This window comes from Micromonospora sp. BL1 (assembly GCF_003667485.1).
Lineage (GTDB): Bacteria > Actinomycetota > Actinomycetes > Mycobacteriales > Micromonosporaceae > Micromonospora > Micromonospora tulbaghiae.
On sequence record NZ_RCVK01000392.1, the window covers coordinates 1 to 10,296 of the forward strand.

Genomic DNA, 10,296 nt, shown 5'->3' on the forward strand with positions numbered 1-10,296 from the left:
GGCTCGTCACCGACGGGTTCGACGTTCTCGTCGTCGGGCGGCGGGGTGACGTGCTCGAAGCCGCCGCGCGGCGGATCGGTGCCGACAGCGGGCGGGACGGGGCAGTCACGGCCGTCGTTGCCGACCTGACCGATCCGGGGCAGGTCGGGGCGGTGATGGACGCCGTCGGGGAACGGGCCGTGTACGCCGTGGTCAACAACGCCGGCGGCTATCTCGGCGGGTCGACCGACTCGCTCGGCGGGGTGGCGGACTGGTGGCGGGCCAACCTGGACGCGAACGTGCTGACCGCCGTCCTGCTCACCGAGGCGCTCCTGCCCGCCCTGCGCCGTCCCGGCGGCCGGGTGGTCCTGCTCAGCTCGATCGCCGCGCAGCGCGGTGGCGCCGGGCCGTACTCGGCCGCGAAGGCCGCGTTGCACGGCTGGGCGTACGACCTGGCCGCCCAGCTCGGTCCGGAACAGATCACCGTGAACGTGGTCAGCCCCGGCTACGTCGCCGAGACCGAGTTCTTCGGCGACCGGATGACGCCGGAGGGGCACGCCAAGCGGGTCGCCGCCACGCTCGTCGGCCGGGCCGGTGTGCCGGACGACATCGCGGCCGCCGTGCGCTACCTGGTCGGCCCGTCCGCTGGGTACGTCACCGGGCAGGTGCTCGGCGTCAACGGCGGCTCCGTGCTCGGCCGCTGACACGCGGAAGGGCGGTGGCCCCCCGTGCGGCCACCGCCCCTCGCGCGTACGTCGTGGTCAGCCGTTGAGCATCTCGTACGCCGACGCCGGCGCCTTCTGCACCTGCGCGCCCGTCGGCGCGGTGAGCTTCGGCGCCTTGCCGAAGTCGTAGTACTTGGCGACCACCTTCATGGCCTTCTGCTTGCCCGCGGCCGGCAGCTCCAGGGTCAGCGAGGTGAGGTTCCCGTCCGGCCCGACCACAGCGGTGAACGGCACCTTCTTCGCCGCGTCACCGAGCGCGGCCACGTCCACTGTGGTGAAGCTCTCGCGGATGTCGGCGTTCGCGGTCAGGTCGGCGAACCCGGCGTACGTGCCGTCGCCCCGGTCCTCGACCGTCTCCGCGGTCCGGATGACGGCGGCCATGTTGGCCGGATCGGCGTTCTGGTAGACCGGCACGTCGGAGGCGTCGTCGAGCTTGGTGCGGTCCAGGAGCATCCAACGCTTGGGCAGCTTCATCATGTCCTGCAGGCCGGCCATGCCGGTGATCTTGACCCGCATCCAGATGTCCTCCTCGATCACGCGGAAGGTCATCCCCATGGTGAACTCCGGGTCCTTGCTCTTCTCCGACATGGACAGCTCGAGGCCGCGCGCCGCCGGGTCGACCACCCCGTCGAACTTGTCCGCGCCCTCGATCGTGGTGAACCGGAAGGCCGGGTCCTTCTCGTCCGGCACGGCGGCCAGCAGCGCGGCCTTCGGGTCGGCCGACGGGCTGGGCGCGGGCCCGGTGCCCTCGGTGGCGTCCCCGGTCCCGCACCCCGCGGACAGGACGGCGGTGGCCAGCACGGCCGTCGCGAGGGCCGCGGTCCGCCGGAGGCTCACGACGGATCCGAATCGCTGCGTCATGGTGTTCGACTCACTTTCCCAGGTGATTGTTGCCGGGTAAGTATCGGCAGCCGTCACGGCGGCCTCGCTGCCGATATGCTGCCGTCCGACTGCCGTCGGCCACGGTGGGCGAAGGCAGTCGGTACGGGGGCGGAAACTCGCATGTCAGAGGCGCTGCGCTTCGAACTCCTCGGCCCGCAGCGGGCCTGGTACGCCGGCCGACCACTCGATCTGGGCCCGGCCAAGCAGCGGGCCGTGCTGGCCGTGCTGCTGCTCGCCGTGGGCCGTCCCGTGCCGACCGGGCAGATCGTCGAGGCGGTCTGGCCGGACGAGGCGCCGGTGAACGGCCTCAACGTGGTGCAGAAGCACGTGGCCGGTCTGCGCCGGATGCTGGAACCCGACCGGTCACCGCGTACGCCCGCCCGGGTGCTCACCCTCACCGACGCCGGATACCTGCTGCGCGTGCCGCCGGAGGCGGTGGACGTGGCGCGCTTCGAGCGCGGTGTGCAGCGGGCGCGGGCGGCGCAGGCGGCCGGGCGTACGGCGGAGGCGCTGGCCGAGGTGAGCGCCGCGCTGGAGCTGTGGCAGGGGGAGCCGTTCACCGGGTTCGCCGGCGCGTACTTCGACACGGCCCGGCACCGGCTGGTGGAGCTGCGCGCGGTCGCGCTGGAGACGCGTACCGAACTGGAGCTGGCCGACGGCCGGCACGGCGAGCTGGTCGGCCGGCTGGTCGAGCTGGTCGCCGAGTTCCCGGTCCGGGAACGGCTGCGTCACCAGCTCATGCTGGCGCTGCACCGCAGTGGACGGCAGGCCGAGGCGCTGGCCGCCTACCGTGACTACGCGGGGCTGCTCCGCGACGAGTACGGCATCGAGCCGGGCGGGGCGCTCCAGGATCTGCACCGGCGGATCCTGCGCGCCGATCCGGACCTCCTGCCGCAGGCGCGTCCGGAACGGGCCGGGGCGGGCGGGAGGTGGGCGGGCGACCCGGAGCCGATTCCGGCCGCCGTCGAATCCCCTGCCGAAGCGCCGGCCCAGCCGCCGCCCACGAACCCGGCCGAGGCATCGGCCCGGCCGCTGCCCATGAATCCGGCGACTGCCCCGCCTCCGCCCACCGCCACGCCTCCGGTCTCGGCCCAGCTCACCGTTCCGGTCCAGTTCACCGTCTCGGCGCAGCCGGGCAGTCCGTTCCCGCTGCCGGCCGGTCCGGGTGAGCCGCCGGCGGGCCTGCCGCCCTGGGTGTCGCCCCCGGTCGCGCCGCTGATCGGCGCCGTGCCGCCGTCCAGGCGTCCGTCCGGTGTGCCCGGCTGGTTGAGCGTCGTCGCGACGGTGGGCGGCGCGCTCGTCGCCCTGTTCTCGTTCGGCATGCTCACCTGGCTGGTGGTGCTGCTCTACGGGGTCTGGCGCCGGGGCTGGGGGAGCGTCCTCGCCGCGGTCTACTACCTGACCGTGGCCGCGACGTTCGTGGTGGTCATCGGCAGCAGCGAGACCGAGGAGGTCAGCGCGCCCGAGGCCACCCTGATGGTGATCTGGCTGACCACCTGGGCGGCGGGCGTCCCGCACGTGGTGCTGCTCAACGGCCGGCTGCTCACCTGGCTGCGGGGCCTGTGGCGTGGGCGGCCGTACGCCGACCGCAACCGGCTGCGCCGGGAGTACGCCCGTTACCTGCTCTACCAGTACCCGTCGGCGCGGGACGACCTGCGCATCGGGCGACCCGATCTGCCCCGGGCGTACGACGACGGCGGACTGGTGGACGTCAACTCGGTGCCGGACCACGTGATCGCCGGGCTGCCCGGACTGACCCGGTCGCAGGCGCAGCACGTGGTGGTCGACCGGCGGATGCGCGGCCCGTACACGTCGATGGAGGAACTGGCCTCGCGGTGCCTGCTACCGGCGGCGGCGACGGACTCGCTGCGCGAGCTGTTGATCTTCCTGCCGCCCGCCCCGGCGCCCGGTCCGCCGGCGGCGTCGGCCGTCCCTGGTAGAAATGCCGGATGAGCCAGGATCGGACGGCCGTGCGGGAACGCGCCGAGGCGGTGCTGCGGCGGCTTGCGGGTGACCACGCCCGGCTGCGCGAGGACCAGTGGCGGGCCATCGAGGCGCTCGTGGTCGACCGGCGGCGGGTGCTCTGCGTGCAGCGCACCGGCTGGGGCAAGTCGGCCGTCTACTTCGTGGCCACCGCGCTGCTGCGCGAGGGAAACCAGCACGGGCCGACGGTGATCGTCTCGCCGCTGCTGGCGCTGATGCGCAACCAGGTCGAGTCCGCCGCCCGCGCCGGCATCCGGGCGCGCACGATCAACTCGGCGAACCTGGACGAGTGGGACGAGATCACCGCCGAGATCCACGCCGGTGCGGTCGACGTGCTGCTGATCAGCCCGGAGCGCCTGAACAACCCCGACTTCCGCGACGGGGTGCTGCCGAAGCTCGCCGCCACCACCGGGCTGCTCGTGGTGGACGAGGCGCACTGCGTCTCCGACTGGGGGCACGACTTCCGCCCCGACTACCGGCGGCTGCGCACGTTCCTGGCCAACCTGCCCGAGCGCACGCCGGTGCTGGCGACCACCGCCACCGCCAACGCCCGGGTCACCCAGGACGTGGCGGAGCAGCTCGGTGACGCGCTGGTGCTGCGCGGCACGCTGGACCGCGAGTCGCTGCGCCTCGGCGTACTCGATCTGCCGAGCCCGGCCCACCGCCTGGCCTGGCTGGCCGACCACCTGGACCGGCTCCCCGGCTCGGGGATCGTCTACACGCTCACCGTCGCGGCGGCCACCGAGACGGCCGACTTCCTGCGCGGCCGGGGCTGGTCGGTCGCCTCCTACACCGGGCAGGCCGAGGACGCCGACCGGCGGGCCGCCGAGCAGGACCTGCTGGACAACAAGATCAAGGCCCTGGTCGCCACCAGCGCCCTCGGCATGGGCTTCGACAAGCCCGACCTCGGCTTCGTCGTGCACCTGGGCGCGCCGCCCTCGCCGATCGCCTACTACCAGCAGGTCGGCCGCGCGGGCCGGGCCGTCGAGCACGCCGAGGTGCTGCTGCTGCCCGGCGTCGAGGACGCGGCCATCTGGCGGTACTTCGCCTCGCTCGCCTTCCCGCCCGAGGAGCAGGTCCGCGCCGTGCTCGCCGCGCTGGACACCGAACGGCCGATCTCCACCCAGGCCCTGGAGCCGGTGGTCGACCTGCGCCGCGCCCGGCTGGAGCTGATGCTCAAGGTGCTGGACGTGGACGGCGCGGTCCGCCGGGTGCGCGGCGGCTGGCTCGCCACCGGCGAGCCCTGGGTCTACGACGAGGCCCGGTTGCGGCGCGTCGCCGACGCGCGCGCCGCCGAGCAGCGGGCCATGCGGGAGTACGCCTCGACGTCCGCCTGCCGGATGCGCTACCTGCGGGAAGGGCTGGACGACAGCGGGGCGGCCGACTGCGGCCGGTGCGACAACTGCGCCGGCCCGCTGTTCGACGCCGGCGTCTCCGAGCAGGCGCTGACCGCCGCGCAGACGTTCCTCGGGCGCCCCGGCGTGCCGATCCCGCCCAAGAAGCTCTGGCCCACCGGGTTGGAGGCGGTGGGCGTACCCCTGAAGGGCCGCATCCCCCCGGCGGAGCAGACGCTGCCCGGCCGGGCAGCGTCTGCTCCGCCGGGGGGATGCGGCCCTTCAGGGGTACGCCCACCGCCTCCAACCCGGTGGGCCAGAGCTTCTTGGGCGGGATCGGCACGCCGGGGCGCCCGAGGAACGTCTGCGCGGCGGTCAGCGCCTGCTCGGAGACGCCGGCGTCGAACAGCGGGCCGGCGCAGTTGTCGCACCGGCCGCAGTCGGCCGCCCCGCTGTCGTCCAGCCCTTCCCGCAGGTAGCGCATCCGGCAGGCGGACGTCGAGGCGTACTCCCGCATGGCCCGCTGCTCGGCGGCGCGCGCGTCGGCGACGCGCCGCAACCGGGCCTCGTCGTAGACCCAGGGCTCGCCGGTGGCGAGCCAGCCGCCGCGCACCCGGCGGACCGCGCCGTCCACGTCCAGCACCTTGAGCATCAGCTCCAGCCGGGCGCGGCGCAGGTCGACCACCGGCTCCAGGGCCTGGGTGGAGATCGGCCGTTCGGTGTCCAGCGCGGCGAGCACGGCGCGGACCTGCTCCTCGGGCGGGAAGGCGAGCGAGGCGAAGTACCGCCAGATGGCCGCGTCCTCGACGCCGGGCAGCAGCAGCACCTCGGCGTGCTCGACGGCCCGGCCCGCGCGGCCGACCTGCTGGTAGTAGGCGATCGGCGAGGGCGGCGCGCCCAGGTGCACGACGAAGCCGAGGTCGGGCTTGTCGAAGCCCATGCCGAGGGCGCTGGTGGCGACCAGGGCCTTGATCTTGTTGTCCAGCAGGTCCTGCTCGGCGGCCCGCCGGTCGGCGTCCTCGGCCTGCCCGGTGTAGGAGGCGACCGACCAGCCCCGGCCGCGCAGGAAGTCGGCCGTCTCGGTGGCCGCCGCGACGGTGAGCGTGTAGACGATCCCCGAGCCGGGGAGCCGGTCCAGGTGGTCGGCCAGCCAGGCCAGGCGGTGGGCCGGGCTCGGCAGATCGAGTACGCCGAGGCGCAGCGACTCGCGGTCCAGCGTGCCGCGCAGCACCAGCGCGTCACCGAGCTGCTCCGCCACGTCCTGGGTGACCCGGGCGTTGGCGGTGGCGGTGGTCGCCAGCACCGGCGTGCGCTCGGGCAGGTTGGCCAGGAACGTGCGCAGCCGCCGGTAGTCGGGGCGGAAGTCGTGCCCCCAGTCGGAGACGCAGTGCGCCTCGTCCACCACGAGCAGCCCGGTGGTGGCGGCGAGCTTCGGCAGCACCCCGTCGCGGAAGTCGGGGTTGTTCAGGCGCTCCGGGCTGATCAGCAGCACGTCGACCGCACCGGCGTGGATCTCGGCGGTGATCTCGTCCCACTCGTCCAGGTTCGCCGAGTTGATCGTGCGCGCCCGGATGCCGGCGCGGGCGGCGGACTCGACCTGGTTGCGCATCAGCGCCAGCAGCGGCGAGACGATCACCGTCGGCCCGTGCTGGTTTCCCTCGCGCAGCAGCGCGGTGGCCACGAAGTAGACGGCCGACTTGCCCCAGCCGGTGCGCTGCACGCAGAGCACCCGCCGCCGGTCGACCACGAGCGCCTCGATGGCCCGCCACTGGTCCTCGCGCAGCCGGGCGTGGTCACCCGCAAGCCGCCGCAGCACCGCCTCGGCGCGTTCCCGCACGGCCGTCCGATCCTGGCTCATCCGGCATTTCTACCAGGGACGGCCGACGCCGCCGGCGGACCGGGCGCCGGGGCGGGCGGCAGGAAGATCAACAGCTCGCGCAGCGAGTCCGTCGCCGCCGCCGGTAGCAGGCACCGCGAGGCCAGTTCCTCCATCGACGTGTACGGGCCGCGCATCCGCCGGTCGACCACCACGTGCTGCGCCTGCGACCGGGTCAGTCCGGGCAGCCCGGCGATCACGTGGTCCGGCACCGAGTTGACGTCCACCAGTCCGCCGTCGTCGTACGCCCGGGGCAGATCGGGTCGCCCGATGCGCAGGTCGTCCCGCGCCGACGGGTACTGGTAGAGCAGGTAACGGGCGTACTCCCGGCGCAGCCGGTTGCGGTCGGCGTACGGCCGCCCACGCCACAGGCCCCGCAGCCAGGTGAGCAGCCGGCCGTTGAGCAGCACCACGTGCGGGACGCCCGCCGCCCAGGTGGTCAGCCAGATCACCATCAGGGTGGCCTCGGGCGCGCTGACCTCCTCGGTCTCGCTGCTGCCGATGACCACCACGAACGTCGCGGCCACGGTCAGGTAGTAGACCGCGGCGAGGACGCTCCCCCAGCCCCGGCGCCAGACCCCGTAGAGCAGCACCACCAGCCAGGTGAGCATGCCGAACGAGAACAGGGCGACGAGCGCGCCGCCCACCGTCGCGACGACGCTCAACCAGCCGGGCACACCGGACGGACGCCTGGACGGCGGCACGGCGCCGATCAGCGGCGCGACCGGGGGCGACACCCAGGGCGGCAGGCCCGCCGGCGGCTCACCCGGACCGGCCGGCAGCGGGAACGGACTGCCCGGCTGCGCCGAGACGGTGAACTGGACCGGAACGGTGAGCTGGGCCGAGACCGGAGGCGTGGCGGTGGGCGGAGGCGGGGCAGTCGCCGGATTCATGGGCAGCGGCCGGGCCGATGCCTCGGCCGGGTTCGTGGGCGGCGGCTGGGCCGGCGCTTCGGCAGGGGATTCGACGGCGGCCGGAATCGGCTCCGGGTCGCCCGCCCACCTCCCGCCCGCCCCGGCCCGTTCCGGACGCGCCTGCGGCAGGAGGTCCGGATCGGCGCGCAGGATCCGCCGGTGCAGATCCTGGAGCGCCCCGCCCGGCTCGATGCCGTACTCGTCGCGGAGCAGCCCCGCGTAGTCACGGTAGGCGGCCAGCGCCTCGGCCTGCCGTCCACTGCGGTGCAGCGCCAGCATGAGCTGGTGACGCAGCCGTTCCCGGACCGGGAACTCGGCGACCAGCTCGACCAGCCGGCCGACCAGCTCGCCGTGCCGGCCGTCGGCCAGCTCCAGTTCGGTACGCGTCTCCAGCGCGACCGCGCGCAGCTCCACCAGCCGGTGCCGGGCCGTGTCGAAGTACGCGCCGGCGAACCCGGTGAACGGCTCCCCCTGCCACAGCTCCAGCGCGGCGCTCACCTCGGCCAGCGCCTCCGCCGTACGCCCGGCCGCCTGCGCCGCCCGCGCCCGCTGCACACCGCGCTCGAAGCGCGCCACGTCCACCGCCTCCGGCGGCACGCGCAGCAGGTATCCGGCGTCGGTGAGGGTGAGCACCCGGGCGGGCGTACGCGGTGACCGGTCGGGTTCCAGCATCCGGCGCAGACCGGCCACGTGCTTCTGCACCACGTTGAGGCCGTTCACCGGCGCCTCGTCCGGCCAGACCGCCTCGACGATCTGCCCGGTCGGCACGGGACGGCCCACGGCGAGCAGCAGCACGGCCAGCACGGCCCGCTGCTTGGCCGGGCCCAGATCGAGTGGTCGGCCGGCGTACCAGGCCCGCTGCGGGCCGAGGAGTTCGAAGCGCAGCGCCTCTGACATGCGAGTTTCCGCCCCCGTACCGACTGCCTTCGCCCACCGTGGCCGACGGCAGTCGGACGGCAGCATATCGGCAGCGAGGCCGCCGTGACGGCTGCCGATACTTACCCGGCAACAATCACCTGGGAAAGTGAGTCGAACACCATGACGCAGCGATTCGGATCCGTCGTGAGCCTCCGGCGGACCGCGGCCCTCGCGACGGCCGTGCTGGCCACCGCCGTCCTGTCCGCGGGGTGCGGGACCGGGGACGCCACCGAGGGCACCGGGCCCGCGCCCAGCCCGTCGGCCGACCCGAAGGCCGCGCTGCTGGCCGCCGTGCCGGACGAGAAGGACCCGGCCTTCCGGTTCACCACGATCGAGGGCGCGGACAAGTTCGACGGGGTGGTCGACCCGGCGGCGCGCGGCCTCGAGCTGTCCATGTCGGAGAAGAGCAAGGACCCGGAGTTCACCATGGGGATGACCTTCCGCGTGATCGAGGAGGACATCTGGATGCGGGTCAAGATCACCGGCATGGCCGGCCTGCAGGACATGATGAAGCTGCCCAAGCGTTGGATGCTCCTGGACCGCACCAAGCTCGACGACGCCTCCGACGTGCCGGTCTACCAGAACGCCGATCCGGCCAACATGGCCGCCGTCATCCGGACCGCGGAGACGGTCGAGGACCGGGGCGACGGCACGTACGCCGGGTTCGCCGACCTGACCGCGAACGCCGACATCCGCGAGAGCTTCACCACAGTGGACGTGGCCGCGCTCGGTGACGCGGCGAAGAAGGTGCCGTTCACCGCTGTGGTCGGGCCGGACGGGAACCTCACCTCGCTGACCCTGGAGCTGCCGGCCGCGGGCAAGCAGAAGGCCATGAAGGTGGTCGCCAAGTACTACGACTTCGGCAAGGCGCCGAAGCTCACCGCGCCGACGGGCGCGCAGGTGCAGAAGGCGCCGGCGTCGGCGTACGAGATGCTCAACGGCTGACCACGACGTACGCGCGAGGGGCGGTGGCCGCACGGGGGGCCACCGCCCTTCCGCGTGTCAGCGGCCGAGCACGGAGCCGCCGTTGACGCCGAGCACCTGCCCGGTGACGTACCCAGCGGACGGGCCGACCAGGTAGCGCACGGCGGCCGCGATGTCGTCCGGCACACCGGCCCGGCCGACGAGCGTGGCGGCGACCCGCTTGGCGTGCCCCTCCGGCGTCATCCGGTCGCCGAAGAACTCGGTCTCGGCGACGTAGCCGGGGCTGACCACGTTCACGGTGATCTGTTCCGGACCGAGCTGGGCGGCCAGGTCGTACGCCCAGCCGTGCAACGCGGCCTTCGCGGCCGAGTACGGCCCGGCGCCACCGCGCTGCGCGGCGATCGAGCTGAGCAGGACCACCCGGCCGCCGGGACGGCGCAGGGCGGGCAGGAGCGCCTCGGTGAGCAGGACGGCGGTCAGCACGTTCGCGTCCAGGTTGGCCCGCCACCAGTCCGCCACCCCGCCGAGCGAGTCGGTCGACCCGCCGAGATAGCCGCCGGCGTTGTTGACCACGGCGTACACGGCCCGTTCCCCGACGGCGTCCATCACCGCCCCGACCTGCCCCGGATCGGTCAGGTCGGCAACGACGGCCGTGACTGCCCCGTCCCGCCCGCTGTCGGCACCGATCCGCCGCGCGGCGGCTTCGAGCACGTCACCCCGCCGCCCGACGACGAGAACGTCGAACCCGTCGGTGACGAGCC

At 74.0% G+C, this 10,296-nt stretch carries 6 protein-coding genes and 2 pseudogenes; 4 read left to right on the forward strand and 4 right to left on the reverse strand.

Annotated features, from left to right (window positions below; all coding sequences use genetic code 11):
* Window positions 1-683, forward strand: a 683-nt coding sequence (locus EAD96_RS29005; RefSeq protein ID WP_121686479.1) for an SDR family NAD(P)-dependent oxidoreductase, incomplete at its 5' end; no start/stop codon positions are given.
* A gap of 57 nt (window positions 684-740) precedes the next feature.
* Here EAD96_RS29005 and EAD96_RS29010 read toward each other — a convergent pair.
* Window positions 741-1,541, reverse strand: coding sequence for a hypothetical protein (locus EAD96_RS29010; RefSeq protein WP_233586218.1), 801 nt, complete (start codon window positions 1,539-1,541; stop codon window positions 741-743).
* 165 nt (window positions 1,542-1,706) lie between these two features.
* Here EAD96_RS29010 and EAD96_RS31845 point away from each other — a divergent pair, with 165 nt between their 5' ends.
* Window positions 1,707-3,539 (forward strand): BTAD domain-containing putative transcriptional regulator, encoded by a 1,833-nt coding sequence (locus EAD96_RS31845; protein WP_121686480.1) that lies wholly within the window; start codon window positions 1,707-1,709, stop codon window positions 3,537-3,539.
* Window positions 3,536-5,155, forward strand: a pseudogene (locus tag EAD96_RS29020) (ATP-dependent DNA helicase RecQ); the annotation flags it as partial. The gene EAD96_RS31845 and the pseudogene EAD96_RS29020, both read left to right, overlap by 4 nt.
* Here the strand turns inward: EAD96_RS29020 and EAD96_RS29025 are convergent.
* Together EAD96_RS29025 and EAD96_RS31840 are read right to left on the reverse strand one after the other, a co-directional pair.
* Window positions 5,142-6,761 (reverse strand): annotated as a pseudogene (locus tag EAD96_RS29025) (ATP-dependent DNA helicase RecQ); the annotation flags it as partial. The pseudogenes EAD96_RS29020 and EAD96_RS29025 sit on opposite strands and share 14 nt — an antisense overlap.
* Complete coding sequence (locus tag EAD96_RS31840) at window positions 6,758-8,590, reverse strand: BTAD domain-containing putative transcriptional regulator (protein WP_121686480.1); 1,833 nt, start codon at window positions 8,588-8,590, stop codon at window positions 6,758-6,760. The pseudogene EAD96_RS29025 and the gene EAD96_RS31840, both read right to left, overlap by 4 nt.
* Before the next feature lie 165 nt (window positions 8,591-8,755).
* Between EAD96_RS31840 and EAD96_RS29035 the strand changes: the two genes are divergently transcribed.
* On the forward strand, window positions 8,756-9,556 hold the full coding sequence (locus EAD96_RS29035; RefSeq protein WP_233586218.1) for a hypothetical protein: 801 nt from the start codon (window positions 8,756-8,758) through the stop codon (window positions 9,554-9,556).
* A gap of 57 nt (window positions 9,557-9,613) precedes the next feature.
* Here the strand turns inward: EAD96_RS29035 and EAD96_RS29040 are convergent.
* On the reverse strand, window positions 9,614-10,296 hold a 683-nt coding region (locus EAD96_RS29040), incomplete at its 5' end, for an SDR family NAD(P)-dependent oxidoreductase (protein WP_121686479.1).

What these genes read in the sequence shown, in the direction of transcription:
- EAD96_RS31845 (WP_121686480.1), top strand. Translation starts at nt 1,707, where the DNA reads ATGTCAGAGGCGCTGCGCTTCGAACTCCTCGGCCCGCAGCGGGCCTGG.
- EAD96_RS31840 (WP_121686480.1), bottom strand. Translation starts at nt 8,590, where the DNA reads ATGTCAGAGGCGCTGCGCTTCGAACTCCTCGGCCCGCAGCGGGCCTGG.